Source organism: Pirellulales bacterium (assembly GCA_036490175.1).
In the GTDB taxonomy this organism is placed as follows: Bacteria; Planctomycetota; Planctomycetia; order Pirellulales; family JACPPG01; genus JACPPG01.
In genome coordinates this window covers 24,667-45,329 of sequence record DASXEJ010000217.1, presented here as the reverse complement: position 1 = coordinate 45,329, position 20,663 = coordinate 24,667, and the positions used below count along the sequence as shown (strand labels likewise).

The window sequence follows — 20,663 nt, the reverse complement described above, 5'->3', positions numbered from 1 at the left end:
CCCTTCTTGTATGGTACTACTCCCCGGTTCCTGCGGACTTTTGGTTTACGTACATTGGACGACTTGCCGCGCGCCGCGCAATTGCGGCCGCTGCAAAATCTTGCTACGCAAACCGCTATCAACGAAGCTATCCCCGGTGATCACCGGGATCAGGATTTACCCGGACTGAACTACGATCTGAAAGAGGAGCAAAACACGTGACGATTTCCCTCGAACAGGAGTTCGACACCGAGAGGCGGTCTTTGTCGGCCGTCATGGCGGCGCTCGACGTGCGCGCACTCGCCAAGAAGACGGACGAGGACGAAGAAGAGGAGTTGGACGAAGACGAGGACGAAGAGCTCGACGACGATGATGAGGACGAAGACGATGAGGAGGATGAGGAGGCCGACGACGACGACTTCGACGACGACTGGGAAGAAGTTGACGACGAGGACGATGAAGATTGGGAAGACGAAGACGACGAAGACGACGACGATTGGGAAGACGATGATGAGGACGAGGACGATGATGATGAAGAGGAGGAAGAGGAGTGGGAAGAAGGCGAGTGAGCGCGGACTCGCGCCGGCGGACCGTACCGAGAGTGCGGTCAGTCTTTGAGCTGAAACAGTCGCTTGAATGCGTCGAGCAGCGCGTGCGGCATCCCATGGGCCGCTTCGTCGCGCAGCGATTCGAGCGGGGGGTGCAGCAGCTTATTGATTAGTCGATCGAACGACTGGTTAATCTCGAGTTGCTCGCGCTCGCTAAGGTCCGGCAATTTATTCAGCAGCCGGCGCAGTTCGTCTTGCGTGGTTTGCTGCCAGCCCTGCTTCAAGCGCTTGATAATCGGGCCGGTGGCCCGGTGATTCAAGTCCGCCATGAAACGGGCTGTCTCCTGCTCGACGATCCGCAGCGCAGCCGGCCATTCCTTCTCACGCTCCTTGCGGTTGCGGTCGCAGGCCTCGCGCAAGTCGTCGATCGAATACAGGTAGACGCCCAGCGATTGTCCGATCGCCGGATCGAAATCGCGTGGTAGCGCCAAATCGAGGATGAAGAGGGGGCGCTGATAGCGGGCCGCCTCGATAGGCTGAAACCGCTGGGCGGTCATGATTGGTTCGCTGCTGGCGGTCGTACTGATCACTAGATCAGCCGCAGCCAACTCAGTCTCTAGTTGCTCCCAGTGCGCTGGTTTTCCCTGCCAGGCATGGGCCAACTGTTCCGCCCGCTCGTAGTTCCGGTTCAAGACGCGCACGTCGCGTGCCCCTTCGTCTTGTAGGTAGCGGAGTGTCTCTTCGGCCATTTCACCGGCCCCGATCACCAGCACCCGTTTGTCGTCGAACCGCTCGAAGATTTGCTTGGCGAAATCAGCGATGGCCACGCTGGGGATGCTCACGCGCTTCTCGTTGATCGAGGTCTCACTGGCCACGCGCTTGGCCACCCGCAGTGCCCCCTGAAATGCCTGGTTCGTCAGCGGTCCGGTGCTGTCGCGCTCGCACGCCAGTTCGTAGGCCTGTTTGATCTGGACCACGATATGCGGCTCGCCGACGACCATGCTGTCGAGACTGGCGGCGACATGGAACAGATGCCGCACCACGTCCTCGCCGGTGCGCTCGAATAGATCGTCGAAAATCTCCTGCAGATTCAGGCCGTGAAAGTCGGCCAGAAACTCTGCAACTTGCTGGTGGCTGGGGACGCCGGCCGGGGTATCTCCGGCTGTGTAGATTTCGACGCGGTTGCACGTCGACAGCACGACAGCTTCGACCGCCGGAAAACGGGCCCGCAGCGAACTCAATGCCTTGCGGGCCTGCTCGGCGCTAAAGGCCACGCGGCCCCGCACTTCGACACTCGCCGTATGATGGCTGAGACCGCACATCTGATACTTCATGCGGCACCTCGGCCGCCGGGCGTACGGACGTGCGTGCTCGTGCTCAGCGTTGATTCTCGGCCCAGTTGGTTGTCGCGCGCCGCCGAATGGCCGCTCGGCAGAAACAACCGCAGGCTGACGGCCAACACCAGAAACAGGAAACTGGCCACCGTCAGGTAAGCCACCTTGCGACCCTGCCGCGCCGGGCGATACGCGACGCTGAACGTGGCGGCCGTGGCGACCCAAACCAACAACAGGCTGGAGGTCCAAATCACCGGATCGGTCCAGGGCAATTCGTCGATTTGCAACCGGTGGTTGACCAGGTTCAGCACCGTGCCTGACAGAAAACCGGCGGCCAACATCAGGGCCGAAACCACGATCGCCCGGGTGTTGAGATGTTCAAGCCATTCCAGATTCGGCAGGCGGAAACCTTGTGGCGGCAGCTTCTTGTGTTTCAGCCGGTAGGCCTGCAAGAGGTACATTACACCTGCGACAAAGCCGACCATCACGGCCACGGTGCCGAGCAGAATGAACACACCGTGAATCGCGCCCCAGACTTGCGAGGCGCGGCGCTCGGCAAACGGCTCGTGGCTTGCAAAGAACTGCGCCACCCCCACCAACACCAAGACCAGTGGCAGGATGAACAAACCGACCGCGGTGCGGGGATGGTAGAAGTTCAGGTACAAGTACGTCGCCGCCAGCACCCAGGCCGCCACCAGAAACCAGTCGAACTGGCTCGATAGCGGCGTGCTGGTGGCGGTCGTCGCGCGGTAAACCAGGAACAAAGTGTGCGCCAACAGGCCGGCCGAGGCGAACAGCACCAGCAAGGCGCCGCGCAGGCCGCTACGAAACCACAGCCGTGACACTTCCAGTGACAGCGCCACCGCGTAGCTTGCGCCAAAACAGAGGGTGCTGATTCCCGCGAGCATATGGGGCAACCAAAAAACGCACGGCGGGCGGAACAGGCTGCCAAGATCCCAGGCCGAACCTGGCAAAAGGGGGGTGTTGTCGACCGACCGGCAGCGGTGGACGGCCTAGTTCCAGGCTACGTGGCACCGCCCGATATGTCTACCCGCCAGTATCCTAGCGGAGAGCCTAAACCCAATGAAATTCGGCCAAATGCCGCCGACGGAGTCAGATTGTTCCGACAACAGTCTGGGGCGAAAATTAGCGCATCGTCCCCGCACCTAGTCGGTCGTCTCGCCCTGGCGCGACAGTTGTTGGCAAAATTCGCGGAGTCGATTGTTTTCAATGGCCATGGCACTGGCTGCCGAGCGAAGAATCAGCGGTGCGAGCAGCATGGACAGCCATCCCGAGATGTCCAAACTAAGGTGGCTCGTGCAGCCACCGCCCTGCGGAAGGATTTCGTGGGAGGCGACCATGCGCATTCCGCGGTTCTGCGTTTCCCAGGTGAACCGCTTGCCCGGCGTCAGCGACGTGACACGCCAAATGGCTTCGGCGAGCCGTGGCTGCTTGATGCGGGCGGAACTGCCGATCTGGAACGGACCTGCATCCAGACGTTGGACGCTGTGCATTGTCGGCGTCCACTCCGGCCAACGCTCGACATCCGTCGTGACAGACCAGACGATGTCGGCAGGCGCCTTTATATCGAGCGAGTGTTCGATCCGCATCGGAGTTGACCTGTTGCGGGGAGAAGCTTCTCAACTTGGTTCGAATATCCTATTCCAGGTTGGCGGCTCTTCACAACACGGCTATTAGATCGTCGCCAGCGGTGCATCGCGGTAGACTTATCGCACCTCGCGACACCGGCCGGCCCGCCTATACAAACCCTCGTGCCTCGCCGAGATCTATACACCTCGATACAAACAGGGTCGATCCGAACCATCGGCCCGCGAAATAGAACAAGTACCCCATGCCTGCCATCTACGAACATCTGCTCACCGTCACGCCCGAACACATCGATCGGCTTGGGCATGTCAATAATCTGGAGTATCTCCGTTGGGCGCTGGCGGCGGCGATTGCGCATTCCGCGGCGCAGGGATGGCCGACCGAGGCGTACGAGCAAATGGGGGCCGGGTTCGTCGTGCGGTCGCACGAGATCAAGTACCAGCAATCGGCCTTTGAGGGTGACGAGGTCAACGTGCGCACCTGGGTCGCTGATTTTCGCCGGCTTTCCTGCCTGCGACGCTACAAGATGATCCGCCGCCGCGACGACGTGGTGCTAGCCACTGCCGCCACGGAATGGGCCTTCGTCAGCTTCAAGACCTTTGCATTAGCGCGCATTCCGCCCGAAGTGGCCAGTGCGTTTGAAATCGTCCGCGACTAGACGCTGGCGGTGCCGCCGTACCGGCCCTTCGCAACAGACTGTTTAGCCCGTATGTCGCTCGTGCTTCACTCCCAACAACAACACGGTCGCCACGAGGGCCAGGCCAGCGCCGGTGCTAAACGCCACGAGCGCGCCGTAGTCGCCAAACTGCGTGTATAAGAACCCGAATAACACGCTGGCCGGCATCGCCGCCACGCCAATCGCAAAGTTGTACCAGCCGTAGGCCAGTCCCTTGCGTTCCCCTGGTACAAGCTGGGCCACCAGTGTCTTCTCGGGGGGTTCGGTAAGTGAATAGAACACCGCGTAGGCCATGAATAACGCCCAAGCGTGCCAGGCTTCGCTAGCCAGGGCAAATCCCAGGTACACGGCCGCATAAGCAGTCCAACCTGCCACGATCAATCGACGGGCTCCCACCCGCTCGACCAGCCGGCCCACGATCATATTGCCGGCGCTTTTCGCCACGTGGAAGACAAACCACATGATGGGGAGCAGCGCTTCGGGCACGCCCAATTGGCCGCTGCGGGCGAGCAAGAACAAATCGCTGGAGTTGCCTAGCGTGAACACGGCGAGCGACAACAAATACAAGCGAAAGTTGCGATCAAACGGCGCGAGCGACCAAACGAATGGCTGCGCGGCCACGACCGATCGCGGCGGCTCGCGCAGCCCGAAAAACAAGATGCCCACCACGACCGCGCCCGGAATAATCGTCAGCATGAACAGCGTCTGCACATGACCGGGCCAGCACCACAAGAACAAGGTGGCAATCACGGGGCCAATCGCGGCGCCCAGATGGTCCATAGCGCGATGAAACCCAAAGGCCCAGCCCCGAATGGCCGGCGGCGTGCTCTCGGCGATGACGGCGTCGCGGGCGCTGGTGCGTAGTCCCTTGCCTAGCCGGTCGCCGACGCGGCAGGCAAGCACTTGCCACGGCAGAACGACCAAACCGAGCAGCGGTCGCGCGACGGCCGCCATGCTGTAACCGGTCACGATCCAACTTTTGCGGCGACCGGTGCGGTCGGACCAACTGCCAGCGAAAAGTTTCAGAATGCTCGAAACGGCCTCGGCGATGCCTTCGATAACGCCGAGCACAATTGCGATTTGGCCGTAACCGACGCCCATGATCCCCTTTAAGAGATCGGGCAGCAGCGGATAAATCATTTCGCTGGCGATGTCGTTCACCAGGCTCGTCAGGCCCAGCAGCTTGACGTTGGCCGGCAGCGGCGGTCGCGGATTAGCGGGCGCCGGGGATGCGAGTTTTTCGGTCGATGGGTCCAAGGCGGCACGACTTCGGATGCAAGAAATGGGGTTTAAATGCCCCGCGGCACGAACGGAGTGCGGTCATGGCAAGCGTGCCGCGTGCTGTCGACAACAGGGCGCGGCCTTTTCTTCAAGGCGAATTACGCGTGGGCCGCCGAGGGCGCGGCAACCTCGGACTTTATGCCGATCACGGCCAGGCTGCGCCGCGCGACGTCGAACGCCGCCGTTGGATGCCCGATCGCCCGGGCTTTGGCGCGCAGTTGCTGCAGTCGATCTGGTTGTGCCAGCAGTTCATTGATTTTGGCGGTCAGCGTGCAGACGTGATTCACCTTCACTGCTGCGCCGCTTTCCAGCAAGTAGTCGCTGTTGCGGCTCTCTTGGCCGGGAATCGGATTGACGATCACCATCGGCAGACCGCGTGCCAGGGCTTCAGACGTTGTCAGCCCGCCCGGCTTCGAGATCAACAGGTCGGCGCAGCCCATCAATTGGTCGATTTCTCGAGACAGTCCCAGGATCTTCACGCGATGACGCTCCGGCGTGGGCAGCTTTTCGAGCGCCTCTTTGAGCTCGGCATTACGCCCGCACACGGCGACAATTTCGCAGGGCCGTTCCACGTGCAGCAAACCCTGGAAGACGGCTTCCACCGGACCGACGCCAAAGCCTCCACAGAGTTGTAAGAGCACGGGGCGATCGCCCACGAGTCCCTGCTGGGCCAGACACTTGGCCCGATCGGCAGGTTCGGCAAAGACCGGATGGATGGGAATGCCCGTGACGTCGATATCGCTGGCCGGCACGCCGTAATGCTGCAGGTGGAGCGAGCCTTCGTCGGTCGCGCAAAAGTAGCGTTCGCAGGGCTGATTGATCCACAAGCGATGAGTGTCGAAATCGGTGCAGACCGTGACTTGGGGCAGGCCCAACTTGCCGCGCGTGCGCAGCGTGGCGATCAGGTCGGCCGGCAGAAAGTGGGTATTGATGACCAGGTTCCATTGCTGGTCGGTCAAGAATCGCTCGAAAGCCCCCAGATTCAGCTTTTGCACGGCTTGCCGCAGGCGGTCGCGCTTGCGGGTGCGTGTATCGCCGTCTCCTTCCAGCCAATCATAGAAGTAGCCGACGAAGTGCGGAAAGTAGTTCACCAGATCGAGATACGCCGTGCCGTACATGCGGCGAAACACAGCGTTGGTGAATTCCAGCACGTCGCCGTTTTGAACTTCGATGTGGGGGGCAATCTGGCGAAGAGCCAATTCCACGGCCTCGGCCGCGCGCAAGTGCCCCGCCCCCACCGAGGCCGATAGGACCAGCACCCGAGTCTGCATGGAAAACGTCTCCTACCCGATGGTTGTTCTCGATTTGTCTAGCTTGAGATGGGTCTCTAGTGGCGAACAACCGATTCCCCCAGCGTGCGAGGTCTTGATCGGTATCCGCTACCTTTCGTGGCCTGCTGCGACCCGATTCACGACCACGGCAGCGTTAAGTGTAGCGGTGGTGGGATCAGGCGCGAATCGACGGCGTTACACCTTGGGCATATGACGCGTGGTTGCGTATGGGGTGAATACCCCAAAAAACTGCCTGCCGTCCGGGGGGAATTATTCAATTTATGGAATTATTCACCACTACAACAATTGACCATTGACGTACGGACAAGTGCGTATTTCCCGGGAAATATGCAGTTTCGAGCGGATTTCTGTCCGCGCAACGTCAATGGGGGGTCTGTTCGCATGCCTCGAATTCTACGGCATGGCAGCGAACGCCGCAGGCCGTGAAGCCGGCCGCGGTAAGTCGCCCCAAGAAATGCGGCGAGAGGGAGCCGCGAAGCGCGCCAAGCCGACGAAGCAACATCAAGTTAGCCGTGGCGCGGCACGATCTTCTGACGTGCCAACTTCGCGCGATTTAAGATGTTTGTGACGCGGCTAATTTCCGTCGTCGCGATGCGCCCTGGCCTAGGCGCGTTGACGTGCGGCGCGGCGGCGGTCGTTTTCGGTGAGCAACATTTTCCGCAAGCGGATCATGGTGGGCGTCACTTCCACGTACTCGTCGTCCTCGATGTACTCAAGCGCCTCTTCCAGGGACATCACGCGGGGGGGCTTGAGAATGATGTTGCGATCGCTTCCCGATGCCCGCATGTTCGTCAGCTTCTTTTCCTTGGTCGGATTGACGGGCATGTCACCGGTGCGGCTGTTTTCGCCCACGATCATGCCTTCGTACACTTCCGCGCCCGGCGCGATGAACATCTCGGCCCGCTCTTGCAGGCCATCGAGCCCAAACGCCACGGCCTTGCCTGGCATCATCGACACCAGCACGCCGTTCCCACGTCCCGGGACGTCACCCGACGTGGGACGATAAGCCTCGAAGCGGTGATGCATTACAGCCGTTCCCTGCGTGGCATTCAGCAGCCGCGTGCGCAGCCCGATCAGGCCCCGTGCGGGAATCGAAAACACGACGTGCGAAAGCTCGCCGCGCGTGCCCATTTCGAGCAGTTGGCCACGGCGGGCCCCGACGAGCTCCATGACCGGACCGATTCGCTCTGGCGGAATTTCCACGACAAGAGTTTCGTACGGCTCTTCGACAACACCGTTGCGCTGGTGAGTGATCACGCGCGGCTTGCCGATCGACATTTCGAACCCTTCGCGACGCATGGTCTCGATCAACACCGACAAGTGCAGCAGACCGCGGCCGCTGACGGCAAACGCGTCGCTCCCTTCGACCTGGCGAACTTGCAAGGCAACGTTGCGTTCCAGCTCGCGCGCCAAGCGGTCGCGCAGGTGCCGGCTGGTTAAATAGCGCCCCTCGCGGCCGGCCAGCGGCGAACTATTGACCGAAAAGATCATTTCCAACGTCGGCTGATCGACCTCGACGCGGGGCAGCGAATGGCGATTTTCCGGATCGCTGATCGTGTCGCCGATCTCGACCTGTTCCAGCCCCACCACCGCCACGATGTCGCCGGCGGCAGCTTCTTCGACTTCCTGGCGACCGAGGTTGCTGAAAACCTGCAACGCCACGATCTTGCCGGTCATGGAATTGTCGCCCGACTGCATGAGCGCGACCTGTTGACCGCGGCGGATGCGGCCCGAGTGAATGCGTCCCACCGCGATGCGGCCGACGTACTCCGACCAGTCGAGGGTGGTCACCAGCATTTGCAGCGGCGCGTCGTCGTCGATCTCGGGGCCCGGCACTTTTTCCAGCACCATGTCCAACAGCGGCTGCATCGAGTCGCCCGGGTTGGCAGGATCGTGCGTGGCGTAACCGGCGCGGGCGCTGGTGAAGATGTAAGGGAAATCGGCCAATTCGTCGTCGGCGCCAAGTTCCAGAAACAATTCGAACGTCTCGTCCAGCACTTCGCGGGCGCGGGCGTCGGAACGGTCGATCTTGTTGACCACCACCAGCGGCTTCAGCCGGAACTCGAGCGCCTTGGAGAGCACGAAGCGGGTTTGCGGCATCGGCCCCTCGGCGGCGTCCACCAGCACGAGCGCCCCGTCGGCCATGCGCAGCACGCGCTCGACCTCGCCGCCGAAGTCGGCGTGCCCGGGCGTGTCGATCAGGTTGATCTTCATGCCCTTGTAGGGGATGGCGATATTTTTGGCCAGAATCGTGATGCCGCGTTCGCGTTCTAGGTCGTTGGAATCAAGAATCCGCTCGCCGACCAATTGGCTGGCGCGGAACTCGCCGCTTTGGCGTAGTAAGCAGTCGACCAGCGTCGTTTTGCCGTGGTCGACGTGAGCGATGATGGCGATGTTGCGTATGTCGTTGCGTCGCATTGGTCCTAAGTCCCGGATGAACCGGGTGGTAGGCAGCTCGACCGGCAAGTTGCTCGATCGCAGCCAGCGTGTACGGGCCAGCAAGTAGGGAACGTCCGCCCAAAGGCAACAAACGGGTGCCCCGCGAGGGCGGCACTGGCACGGGCGAGCCGGCGGTCGCCGCCGGGCTTGTAGTCTGCCGCTGCGTCGGGGGGCCCAAGGTCCAAACTATGCCGACGATCCTCGGGCAAGGCAAACCGTAAGAATCATACCAGAAATACTTTGTGGCGGATAGGCCGGTCTACAAAGAGCGATCTCCGGCGCAGGAATGGAATGCGGTCGACCGCGGGGTTGATAGCGAGCTAACCCGATAGGGCGCAACGGACTTTTGCGGCTTGGCGCCCGCAGTAACGCACGATCAGGCCGGATTTAGTAGCTGGATAGGGTGCTCGCGTGATAGCATCGCGGCACTTAGTCCGCGTCGAATAGTTGGCCAACACCGCTATATAGATGTCGCGCCCCGCGATTGCACGCGACTGTGGTATTTCGCGACTGTAATTTCGCCTGACGGCGGTATCGTTCGCCGGGTTCTCGACACGATTCCCGTGGTCGGCTCGGCCGTTCGGCAATGCGACTCTCGAAAGTGCGGCGGGAGGACTCGATTGAGCTCGTCGGCAACAGAATTCGACTATGTAATTGTCGGCGCAGGTTCGGCCGGCTGCGTGCTAGCCAACCGGCTCAGCGAGAGCTCCGCGGCGCGGGTGCTGTTGCTCGAAGCGGGCGGCCCGGACCGCCGGGCGGACATACATATTCCTATCGCCTTTTCGAAGTTATTCAAAACGCCGCTCGACTGGGATTATCAGACCGAGCCGCAACCACAGCTGGCCGGACGCACGCTCTATTGGCCGCGCGGCAAGGTGCTGGGAGGGTGCAGTTCGATCAATGCCATGATCTATATGCGCGGCGCCGGACGCGACTACGACGATTGGCAAGCAGCGGGCGCCACGGGGTGGGGCTACCGTGACGTGCTACCCTACTTCAAGCGCGCCGAGAATCAGGAGCGCGGCGCGAACACGTGGCATGGCACCGGCGGCCCGTTGTGGGTCTCGGACTTGCGCCATGTGCATCCGCTGTCGAGGGCGTTTGTCGCCGCAGGCGTCGAAAGCGGCTTGCCGGCCAATGACGATTTCAACGGCGCCAGTCAACCGGGCGTGGGCATTTTTCAAGTCACGCAGCGACGAGGGGCGCGGCATAGCACCGCGGCCGCTTACCTGAAGCCCGTGCTGAAGCGCGGCAATCTGAAAGTTCTGACCCACGCGCATGCGACACGTGTACTGATCGAGGGGGGCCGCGCCGCCGGAGTCGAATTCAGCCGCGGCGGTAAGTTAGAACGGGTGCGCGCTGCGCGCGAGGTATTGCTGTGCGGCGGGGCGATCAATTCGCCGCAATTGTTGCTGCTGTCGGGCATCGGGCCGGCCGGGCATCTCGCGTCGCTAGGCATCCCCGTCATGGTGGACTTGCCCGGCGTGGGGCAGAACCTACAAGATCATCTGATTGTGCCCGTGGCGTTCGAGTGCACTGAGCCGATTTCGCTGGCCAGCGCCGAGACGCTGCTGAACTTACTGAAGTATCTGCTGCTGAGGCGCGGAGCGTTTACGTCTAACGTAGGCGAGGCGGGCGGCTTTGCGCGGACGCAGCCCGAATTGCCCGAGGCCGATTTGCAGCTGCACTTCGGACCCGCCTATTATCTGGATCATGGATTCGTGCGGCCGGCCGGGCATGGATTTACGATCGGTCCGACGCTGTTGCGGCCGCAGAGCCGGGGTAGCATCGCTTTAGTCGATAATGATCCGCTGCACGCGCCGCGCATCGAGCCAAACTATCTGGCCGCGGCCGACGACTTGCAGGTGTTGGTTGACGGCGTGAAATTGGCGCGGCGGATTGCCGCAGCCCGCGCTCTGGCACCCTATTGCGGACCCGAGTTCTGCCCGGGCTCAAGCGCGCAAAGCGACGAGGAGATTGCCGACCATATCCGACAGAACGCGCAAACGGTTTACCACCCGGTGGGCACGTGCCGCATGGGGCAGGATGAAACGTCGGTCGTCGATCCGCAGCTCCGTGTGCGCGGCGTAGCGGGTTTGCGCGTGATTGATGCCGCGGTCATGCCAAGCATTGTCGGTGGGAATACCAACGCGCCGGTGATCATGATTGCGGAAAAAGCGTCAGACATGATCCGCAACCAATCGTAGTTTGATCGCGGATCAGACTTTCGTTGCAATCGCTTGGTCGAGTTCTATACTGGGCGTGGCTTTTCCATTCCATTCGGAATCGAGGGCTGATCGCTTTCGTACGCATGACGAACGATCGTGCGATGGACCACGCGATTGACAAAACACGTCCTCCCTTCTGGAGACATACCGATGAGATTCGGAAATCGTGGCACACTTTACGGCGCAATAATCTTGGCGATGTTCACGCCGCTGTTGGCGGCCACGCCGGCATTGGCGCAGAAACCAGCTAAAAAGCCGAACATCATCTTCATCATGGGGGATGATATCGGCTGGTTTAACGTCGGCGCCTATCACCGCGGGATGATGGCCGGACGCACGCCCAATCTCGACCGCCTGGCCGCGCAGGGGATGATTTTCACCGATTACTATGCCGAGGCGAGTTGCACTGCCGGCCGGGCCAACTTCATCACCGGCGAGCTGCCCATTCGCACTGGCCTGACCACGGTGGGACAAGCCGGAGCATCGCTGGGCATGCCAGCGCAGGCCCCCACGATTGCCACGGCACTGCGCAGCATGGGCTACGCCACGGGTCAATTCGGCAAGAATCACTTGGGGGATAAGAACGAGTTTCTTCCCACCGTCCACGGGTTCGACGAGTTCTTTGGCTACCTGTATCACCTGGATGCGATGGAGGATCCCGCGCACCCCAACTACCCGCAGGAGCTTAAAGACAAAGTCGGGCCGCGCAACATGCTCCATAGTTGGGCCACGGACAAGGACGATGCGACCGTGCAGCCGCGGTGGGGCAAGATTGGCAAGCAAAAGATCGAGGACGCCGGCGAGTTGTATCCCAAGCGGATGGAAACGGTCGACGACGAGATTCTCGAGGCCACCGTGAAGTTCATCGACAAGACCAAGAAGGATGGCAAACCGTTCTTCGTGTGGCTGAATCCCACGCGCATGCACGTGGTGACTCACCTGTCGGACAAGTACCAGAAGATGCGCAACTCGCAAAATGGCTGGTCGATCCAGGAGGCCGGCATGGCACAACTGGATGACATCGTGGGGGCGGTGATGAAGAAGCTGGCCGACGAAGGCATGGAGAACGATACGATCGTGGCCTTTAGCAGCGATAACGGCTGTGAAAACTTCACCTGGCCCGACGGCGGCCAGACGCCGTTCGCCGGCGGCAAGGGGACGGCAATGGAAGGTGGCTTTCGCGCGCCGATGATCATTCGCTGGCCCGGCCAGGTACCGGCCGGCAAGGTCGAGAACAGCATTGTCTCGGGTCTCGATTGGTTCCCGACCTTCTGCGCCGCGGCAGGCAATCCGAATATCGCCGAAGAGCTGACCAAGGGCAAGCAGCTCGGCGATACCACCTACAAGGTTCATCTCGATGGTTACAACCAGATGGACTTGATCACGGGAAAGGGCCCTTCGAAGCGGCACGAGATCTACTACTTCACCGAGAGCACGCTCAGCGCCGTGCGGATCGACGACTTTAAGTATCGCTTCACCAATCAGCCGAACGGCTGGCTAGGCGCGACCGAGAAGGTGGATTGGCCGATCCTGGTCAACCTGCGATTGGACCCGTTCGAGCGAACAGGCATGCCCGACGGCAAGGGCGGTTCGCTCAGCTTCTACAACTGGTTCGTCTACGAGTTCTGGCGTTTTGTCTTCGTGCAACAAGAGGTGGCGAAGGGGGCGCAAAGTTTTATCGATTTTCCGCCAATGCAAAAAGGCGCCAGCTTCAATATGGAAGCGGTGAAGGAGCAAATCCTGAAAGCCATTCAGGGCCAAAAAGGAAAATAGCACTTTGAAAGCTGCGCCTGAAATTACGCGACCTGCCCTGTGAGACGATGAGCATGCTTGTTCTTTCTGCGTTTCGGCGCGCGCCGCTGTTGGCGATTTGTGGCCTGCTGTTGGGCACTGCGTCCTTGCGTGCGCAGACGGATCCGCTTGCCTCGTGGAACGATTGTCCTGCCAAACGGGCCATCGTCGAGTTCGCGCAAGCGACTACGACCGAGGGTAACCCGCGTTATGTGGCGCCGGACAAACGCATCGCCACGTTCGACCAGGATGGCACGCTGTGGGTCGAGCAACCGATCTACACGCAGGTGACCTTCGCATTCGATCGCGTCGAGGCACTCGCGCCGCGGCATCCGGAATGGAAAACACAGGAACCGTTTCGGTCGATTCTGTCGGGTGATCGCGACGCGATGCAGCGATTTACGATTCAGGACTTCGAACGCGTCATGGCCGAGACTCACGCCGGTATGACGGTGCAGGAGTTTCAGGAAATGGCCAGGAACTGGCTGGCCACGGCCATTCACCCACGCTTCAAGCGACCTTACACCGAGCTGGTCTATCAGCCCATGGTGGAAGTCATCCGGTATCTGCGCGACAAAGGTTTCAAAACCTACATCGTTACGGGCGGGGGCCAGGAATTCGTGCGCGTGTACGCGGAGAAGGTGTATGGAATTCCGCCCGAGCAAGTCGTGGGTTCGGCCGCCAAAGTGAAATATGAAACGGGTCCGGACGGCAAACCGCGCTTGGCAAAGCTGCCCGAGGTATTGCTGATAGACGATCGTGGTGGAAAGCCGGAAGCGATAAATCTTTTTATTGGGCTACGGCCGTACGCGGCGTTCGGTAATTCCACCGGAGACCAGCAGATGCTGGAATGGACGCAGGCGGGCGAAGGCGCGCGGCTGATGATGCTGGTACATCACGACGATGCCGAGCGCGAGTACGCCTACGGGGCACAGTCCATAGTCGGCACATTCTCCGCCGACCTGGCGGCCGAAGCCCACAAGCAGGGATGGAGCGTGATCAGCATGAAGAACGACTGGAAGCGGATTTTCGCGTTTGACCGTTAGGCTGTTCGATTGCTCGAACGCGAGGGCGAGCAAAGCGCGCTTGCCCCTGCGGCTCGGCGGTGGCAAATCGTCTGGCTGTATTATCGCCCGGATTCGGTTGGCGCGGCGCCGACTTCTTTCGGCTGCTCGAGGCGCACCAGGATCCAATGGTCGGTCTTGCCGTTCTTGTGGATCAGCGCCGGCGCTTCGTTCTGGGTGAGATTGTTCAGGCCGGCTTCCATGACGGTGGACTTGTTGTCGCCCACGGTCCAGGCAGCGCGTTGCGTTTGCTTGTCGACAGCGCCGTGAATCGGCGCCGTATGGCCCGACACTTCGTCGGTATAGTTGCCACGCAAAATGCCTTGCTCGTTGACTGCCATTTGCAGGATGAGCTGGGGGTGCTGTTGCTCGTTGCGTACCATGGCAAAGACGCCCAGGGGAAGCCATTTCTCGGTGCCTGCGACATCGGCCTGTGCGCCGGTCTCGGCCAAATCAGCCGCTTGTTGGCTGAATGCGCTGGCCGTGCCGAGGGACTGGCCGTTCATGACCACATTGCCATTCTGGTAGGCCACGTTGCCGCCGTAGTTATACGACAGCGGTGTGTTGTTGCCGTATCCGTACATCCCGGCAAAGGTGCCCCAGGCAGTCGGTGCCCAGATGCCCCCAGCGCCCCAGCCCGTGCCGACCCAAGCGTTCGGATGAGCGCCGTACCATCCAGAGCCGTAGAAGCCCGAGGTGTTCGCCGAGTTTCTCACCGCGGCGTATCCGGCGGCGCCGGAAATCTCGGGCGAGTTACGATTTGCTACGGCGGCGCCTGCGGCAGCGCCCTGCGCGCCGGATAACTGCGGGGAATTACGATTGGCCGCAGCGGCGCCGGCCGCGGCACCTTGGGCGCCAGAGACTGGAGGTGAATTGCGGTTCGCGGCTGCTGCTCCTGCGGCGGCGCCCTGTGCGCCCGTGGCTGTCGGGTTATTTCGGTTTACGGCCGCAGCACCGGCTGCTGCACCTTGCGCGCCTGTCGCTGCCGGCGCATTGCGATTCGCGGCCGCTGCGCCTGCGGCAGCGCCTTGCTTGCCTGTGGCCGACGTCCCGTTTCGATTGGTTGCTGCGGCCCCGGCGGCGGCCGAGTGTTCTCCCTGGCCGCCCGTTTGTGCATGATTCGTCGGGCCGCTGTGCGAACGCTCGGACCATTCTCCTCCGGGCGCTTTATTACCTGCCGATTTTGAGCCCTCGCCTTGCGTCTTGCGCGAGCTGCCCTCGCGCGATGCTGCATTGCGCTCGCCACCTTCCTTGGCACCGCCGCGGCCGCGCTGGGCGGCGTCCGTAATCGAAACCGCCAAGCACAGCGTGGTTACCAGCGCGACAGGTGTCAGTAGTCGAGACATGTTTTTCCTTCCGCGAAGACTTAAGAAAAGCCGCTAATGGTTCTTACAACATTATTGGTTAGCGTCGAGAGACGATACGAACCGTGGAAATGGCACTTTTCCCCCTTACCGCATGGTCTGCTAACGGTTCGGCATTACAAGCCCCCTAACTTGCATTTCTGACGACATGAACCGGTGCCGAGGGACTCGCCGAGGCCGCAAGGAGGCCGCAATCCCGACGAACGGCAACACCGCGACCCAGCTTTACGCGTGAGGGATGTAATCGTCCTTGCCGCACGACGTCGACACGTTGCTAGAATAGCCACGCGCGAAGACGCGGTCTCGCTGGCGAGGGTAACTATCGCTACGATTGACGCGGAGCGGATCACGCACGCGCGACAGGATTAACCATTGGAGGGAACCGATATGAAATCGTCGCATCGACGAGTCTGCGCCTTGGCGCGGCACGGCTTGCTGCTGTGCTGCCTGGCGATTGCGGGCGAGGCATTATCACTCGAGCGCGCCCAGGCTGCCGACAGTGCGGCCGAGGCCAAACAGGCGCAGGCCGTTGCCGCGGCCACGGCGAACGCGACCCAAACGATCGACGGCCGCTATCTGCCACCACCGCCGGCAAAATTTGGCGGCGTCATCAATCTCAACGCAGAGCAATCGAAACCCTCGTGGCCGCCACGAATCGTGCCCCCTAAGGGCGCGCCGAACGTGCTCTTGATCATGACCGACGACGTCGGCTTCGGCGCCCCCAGCACCTTCGGCGGCGTGATCCCCACGCCGGCGCTCGATCGCGTGGCCAAGGCCGGCCTGCGCTACACGATGTTTCATTCCACCGCGCTCTGTTCACCCACGCGCGCCGCGCTGCTGACAGGACGCAATCATCACTCGGTCGGCTTCGGCGTGGTGGCCGAGCAATCTACCGGCTACCCGGGCTACAACAGCTTGATCGGCAAGGACTCGGCCACGATCGGCGAGATCCTGAAGCAGAACGGCTACAGCACATCGTGGTTTGGCAAAGCGCACAACACGCCGGAATTTCAGGCCAGCCAGGTGGGCCCCTTTGATCGCTGGCCCACCGGCCTGGGCTTCGAGTATTTCTATGGCTTCCTTGGCGGCGATACCAGCCAGTGGCAGCCGAACTTGTTTCGCAACACGACGGCGATTTACCCCTACGTCGGCAAGCCGGGCTGGAACTTGATCACGGCCATGGCCGACGACGCGATCGGCTGGATCAAGCAACTCGACGAGATCGCGCCTGATAAGCCGTTTTTTTGTCAGTACGTGCCGGGCGGAACGCATGCGCCACATCATCCCACGCCCGAATGGGTTGCGAAATTCAAGGGCAAGTTCGACATGGGCTGGAATGCCCTGCGCGAGCAGATTTTTGCCAACCAGAAAAAACTCGGCGTGATACCGCCGGACGCGCAGCTCACGCCGTGGCCGAAGGAATTGTTGCCTGAATGGGACTCACTCAACGCCGACCAGAAGAAACTCTACACCAGGCAAGTCGAAGTATACGCCGCTTACCTGGCCTATACCGACAACGAAATTGGCCGCGTCATTCAGGCCGTGCAGGATTTGGGCAAGCTCGACAATACGATCGTGATCTACATCAGCGGCGACAACGGCGCCAGTGCCGAAGGAACGCAACTGGGCACGCCTAACGAAGTTGCCTGCTTCAACGGCTTGAACGTTCCGGTCGATGTGCAATTGCAGAAGTTCTACGACGCGTGGGGGTCGGAGCGCACCTACAATCACATGGCCGTCCCCTGGGCCTGGGCGTTCAGCACGCCCTTTCAATGGACCAAGCAGGTGGCATCGCACTTTGGGGGGACGCGGCAAGGCATGGCCATCGCCTGGCCGAAGCGGATCAAGGACGCGGGGGGCCTGCGCTGGCAGTTTCATCACGTGATCGACATCGTGCCGACGCTACTCGAGGCCTGCAATATCGCTGAACCCGAATCGGTCAACGGCACACCGCAGAAGCCGATCGAAGGGGTAAGCCTGGCATATACCTTCGACAAGGCCACGGCCAAGGAGCCGTCGCGGCACAAGACGCAATACTTCGAGATGATGGGGGATCGAGCGATCTATGACGACGGCTGGATCGCCAGCACCACGCCGCTACGGGCACCGTGGAATCTAATCGGCGCCACGACGAATGATCCCGCCAACGGCTTTGAATGGGAACTGTACGATCTGACGAAGGATTGGACGCAAAGCAACGACCTGGCCGCGACCAATCCCGATAAACTCAAGGAACTGCAAGAACTGCTGTGGGTGGAAGCGGCCAAATACCAGGTGCTGCCGCTCGATGCTGCGGTAGCCGTGCGATTAATGGCACCACGACCGAATCTCATTGCCGATCGGACGACTTTTAGCTACGCCGGCGAGTTGACCGGCATTCCTCACGGCGACGCGCCGAGTCTGCTGGGCAAGTCGTACACGATCTCGGCCGACGTTGAGATTCCCAGCTCGGGCGCCGAGGGGATGCTCGTGACCGGCGGCGGACGATTCGCCGGTTTCGGTTTTTATCTTCTCAAGGGAAAGCCGGTTTTCCTTTGGAACTTGTTGGATCTCGAGCGCCTGCGGTGGGAAGGGGCCGAAGCCCTGACACCGGGCAAACACACTTTGACTTTCGAATTCAAGCACGAGGCTCCCGGGGTGGCTGTCGGCCTACTGGCCGGCATCGCGGCCCGGGCCAAGGGGGGCACCGGCAGCCTGAAGGTCGACGGCCGCGAAGTGGCCAGCAAGAAAATGGCGCGTACGATTCCGCTCACGCTGCAATGGGATGAAACGTTCGACATTGGCGCCGATACGGGCACGCCGGTCGACGACGACGATTATCAGGTGCCATTCCGCTTCACCGGCAAGCTCACGAATCTGACAGTGAAGTTAATCCCGCTGCAGCCGGCCTCCCCGCCGAAGACAAAAACCCCCTAGCGAACCTGCGCCCCCCGGCGACAAATCGTTGCCTCGTTCGTGTTTGCCTTCGCATTAATAGCGCGGCGGTCGACATCGGCGATTTATCGAAAACGACACGTCTGTCACGTTGCTCGTCGCAGGCACGAGATTGCGGAACTGCCGGCATTGAACCAACGCGACCAGTGGCACGGCGATGAAGAAGGCCAAACCGCAAAAGAAACCCGATCCCCCGCCGGCACCGCCGCCTGACGAGCGGGCCGTCGGGGTCGCGCGTTGGGCTGCGCCGACCGTGATCGGGCTGGCGGCGATCGCCATGATGTATTGGACCTGGGGTCGGTGGCCTGATGCGGTGGTCGATTTCGGCCGCGAGCTGTACACCCCGTGGCGATTGACCGAGGGGGAGGTGTTGTATCGCGACCTGGCATACTTCAACGGTCCGTTATCACCCTACGTGAACGCCGTTTGGTTTGGCCTGTTCGGGGTCAGTCTGCGCGTGCTGGCGCTCGCGAACTTTGCCATCCTGGGCGTGTTGCTGGCGATACTCTATTCCTTGTTAATGCAGGTCGGTAGTCGCACGTCGGCATTCGTTGGGTGTCTAACGTTCGTGCTTATCTTCGGTTTCTCACGATATAGCATCGTCGGCAACTACAACTATATCTGTCCCTACTCGCACGAGATGACGCATGGGCTGGTGTTATCACTGGCCGCGATGTTTTTCATTGGGCGGTACGCGCGCGGCGGCCGGCTGTGGGACGTCGCCTGGTGCGGATTGTGTAGCGGACTCGTATTCCTAACTAAGCCCGAGTTTTTCGTCGCCATCGGCTGCGCCGCGCCCGTGGGAATCGCGTTGGCGTTCTGGGCGCAAAAGCAGCCTGCTGCGAGACTGCCTGTTACGGCGGCCGTGTATATCGGACCCCTGCTGCTGCCCGCGGTGATGGCAGTTGCTCTGTTGTCGCTGGCGCTCCCTATGCGCGAGGCGGTGTTAGGGACGCTGGGCGGATTTCGGTGGATGTTTTCCGCCGAGATTGTCGCCATGCCGTTTTATCGCCAGACCATGGGACTGCTGGATCCGGCCGTGCAGACGGGAAAGCTGTTGGGAATCACAATTTGGTACGGAATCCTGTGGGGGATCCCGGCTGCCATCGGATTTGCTTGGGGGCAGAAACGCGACGCCCAGATAGCTGCCGCCACTGCGTGCTTTGTGGCGATCGCGGGCGGACTTGGCTGGTACTTCAAGTCCTTTCCGATAACAGACGCCGTGTGTCCGCTGCCGGTGTGCCTGCTCGCCGCGCTCGGCGGCGTAGGCGTGCGCTGGTTGCGGCAAACAGATCCGCAGCAGCGCGCGGGACTCGTGCTGCCGATTTCACTGCTGCTGTTTTCGTTGCTGCTGCTGGGGAAAATTATTTTATTTGTCCGCATCACCCATTACGGTTTTTCCCTGGCGATGCCGGGAGTCATGTTGTTGATCGTAGCGGTATGGGATTGGGTTCCGCAGTTTATGCAGCGGTTTGGCGGGTGTGGGTATCCACTGCGCGGCGCGTTTTTGGGGACGTTGTCCGTCTTGGTCGCTTATTGCATGAATCTGACGGCAGGATTGTTTGGCATCCTCTCCGTGCAGGTGGGCTCCGGCGCCGACGCCTTCTGGGCTGATGCGCGTGGCAATGAAGTGAATCGAATTCTCGAAGAAATCGACGACCTCGCACCTGTAGATGCTACGCTCGCGGTTGCTCCCGAAGGCATTATGCTCAACTACCTCTCGCGGCGTGTGAATCCCACTCCGTACGTCACATTGATGCCGGTGGAAGTCATGATGTTTGGTGAGCAGCGCATTCTGGAAGCGTTTCAACAGCACCCCCCAGATTTTCTGGTATTGTCGGACCAGGAAATGAAGGTCTACGGCTTTCATTACTTTGGGCAAGGGTACACCGAGCAGTTGTTCCAGTGGCTGTATTCCCACTATCACCGGTTCGGTAAAGAGCCGGTCCCCGCGCCGGGATCGCTGCGCGCCATATTGTTCGCGCGCAACATGGTCCCGCAGGATGCGATACCAGGACAGCGATCCGATCCTCCCTCGGATGCCGCGAGCGATTCGCCAGAATAGACGGATCGACAGCTAAATCGTCATCGAGGACGACCGACAAGGCGAGCGCACGTGCATCCC

Annotated in this window: 15 protein-coding genes; 8 read left to right on the top strand and 7 right to left on the bottom strand. The window is 61.1% G+C overall.

All coding sequences use genetic code 11. The features are described 5' to 3' along the window. Both VGG64_15565 and VGG64_15560 read left to right on the top strand, forming a co-directional pair. On the top strand, positions 1 to 201 hold a 201-nt coding region (locus VGG64_15565; protein HEY1601021.1), incomplete at its 5' end, for a hypothetical protein. Continuing rightward, positions 198 to 548, top strand: a complete 351-nt coding sequence (locus tag VGG64_15560) for a hypothetical protein (protein HEY1601020.1) — start codon at positions 198 to 200, stop codon at positions 546 to 548. The genes VGG64_15565 and VGG64_15560, both read left to right, overlap by 4 nt. Positions 549 to 586: 38 nt before the next feature. On the opposite strand, the gene hemA is transcribed toward VGG64_15560, so the two are convergent. The 3 genes from hemA to VGG64_15545 form a co-directional block, all read right to left on the bottom strand. Then, positions 587 to 1,861 (bottom strand): glutamyl-tRNA reductase, encoded by a 1,275-nt coding sequence (hemA, locus tag VGG64_15555; GenBank protein HEY1601019.1) that lies wholly within the window; start codon positions 1,859 to 1,861, stop codon positions 587 to 589. Beyond that, the gene (gene ccsA, locus VGG64_15550; GenBank protein ID HEY1601018.1) at positions 1,858 to 2,769 is read right to left on the bottom strand and encodes a cytochrome c biogenesis protein CcsA; all 912 of its coding nucleotides are present in this window, start codon (positions 2,767 to 2,769) and stop codon (positions 1,858 to 1,860) included. The genes hemA and ccsA overlap by 4 nt, the downstream gene beginning before the upstream one ends. A 258-nt stretch (positions 2,770 to 3,027) precedes the next feature. Beyond that, a complete protein-coding gene (locus VGG64_15545; protein HEY1601017.1) occupies positions 3,028 to 3,471 on the bottom strand; it encodes an SRPBCC family protein in 444 nt (147 codons plus the stop codon). Positions 3,472 to 3,713: 242 nt separating this feature from the next. Here VGG64_15545 and VGG64_15540 point away from each other — a divergent pair, with 242 nt between their 5' ends. Further along, on the top strand, positions 3,714 to 4,127 hold the full coding sequence (locus tag VGG64_15540; GenBank protein ID HEY1601016.1) for an acyl-CoA thioesterase: 414 nt from the start codon (positions 3,714 to 3,716) through the stop codon (positions 4,125 to 4,127). Between the two features lie 42 nt (positions 4,128 to 4,169). On the opposite strand, the gene VGG64_15535 is transcribed toward VGG64_15540, so the two are convergent. The 3 genes from VGG64_15535 to typA all read right to left on the bottom strand — a co-directional run bounded on the left by VGG64_15535 (position 4,170) and on the right by typA (position 9,136). Beyond that, entirely contained in the window at positions 4,170 to 5,402 is a 1,233-nt protein-coding gene (locus tag VGG64_15535) for an MFS transporter (GenBank protein HEY1601015.1), read from the bottom strand. A 122-nt stretch (positions 5,403 to 5,524) separates the two neighbouring features. Then, on the bottom strand, positions 5,525 to 6,697 hold the full coding sequence (locus VGG64_15530) for a glycosyltransferase (protein HEY1601014.1): 1,173 nt from the start codon (positions 6,695 to 6,697) through the stop codon (positions 5,525 to 5,527). 624 nt (positions 6,698 to 7,321) lie between these two features. Beyond that, positions 7,322 to 9,136 (bottom strand): translational GTPase TypA, encoded by a 1,815-nt coding sequence (typA, locus tag VGG64_15525; GenBank protein ID HEY1601013.1) that lies wholly within the window; start codon positions 9,134 to 9,136, stop codon positions 7,322 to 7,324. 641 nt (positions 9,137 to 9,777) lie between these two features. On the opposite strand from typA, the gene VGG64_15520 reads away from it, so the two are divergent. From VGG64_15520 to VGG64_15510, 3 genes are all read left to right on the top strand, one after another. Continuing rightward, positions 9,778 to 11,364, top strand: a complete 1,587-nt coding sequence (locus VGG64_15520) for a choline dehydrogenase (protein HEY1601012.1) — start codon at positions 9,778 to 9,780, stop codon at positions 11,362 to 11,364. Between the two features lie 171 nt (positions 11,365 to 11,535). Next, positions 11,536 to 13,158 carry an arylsulfatase gene (locus VGG64_15515; GenBank protein HEY1601011.1) on the top strand — a complete coding sequence of 541 codons (1,623 nt, stop codon included), beginning with the start codon at positions 11,536 to 11,538 and terminating at the stop codon, positions 13,156 to 13,158. Positions 13,159 to 13,205: 47 nt separating this feature from the next. Next, complete coding sequence (locus tag VGG64_15510; protein HEY1601010.1) at positions 13,206 to 14,222, top strand: HAD family hydrolase; 1,017 nt, start codon at positions 13,206 to 13,208, stop codon at positions 14,220 to 14,222. A gap of 80 nt (positions 14,223 to 14,302) precedes the next feature. On the opposite strand, the gene VGG64_15505 is transcribed toward VGG64_15510, so the two are convergent. Next, positions 14,303 to 15,586 carry a hypothetical protein gene (locus VGG64_15505; protein HEY1601009.1) on the bottom strand — a complete coding sequence of 428 codons (1,284 nt, stop codon included), beginning with the start codon at positions 15,584 to 15,586 and terminating at the stop codon, positions 14,303 to 14,305. Positions 15,587 to 15,991: 405 nt separating this feature from the next. On the opposite strand from VGG64_15505, the gene VGG64_15500 reads away from it, so the two are divergent. Together VGG64_15500 and VGG64_15495 are read left to right on the top strand one after the other, a co-directional pair. Further along, positions 15,992 to 18,520, top strand: coding sequence for an arylsulfatase (locus tag VGG64_15500; protein ID HEY1601008.1), 2,529 nt, complete (start codon positions 15,992 to 15,994; stop codon positions 18,518 to 18,520). 175 nt (positions 18,521 to 18,695) lie between these two features. Beyond that, a complete protein-coding gene (locus VGG64_15495; protein HEY1601007.1) occupies positions 18,696 to 20,603 on the top strand; it encodes a hypothetical protein in 1,908 nt (635 codons plus the stop codon). Positions 20,604 to 20,663: the final 60 nt, after the last annotated feature.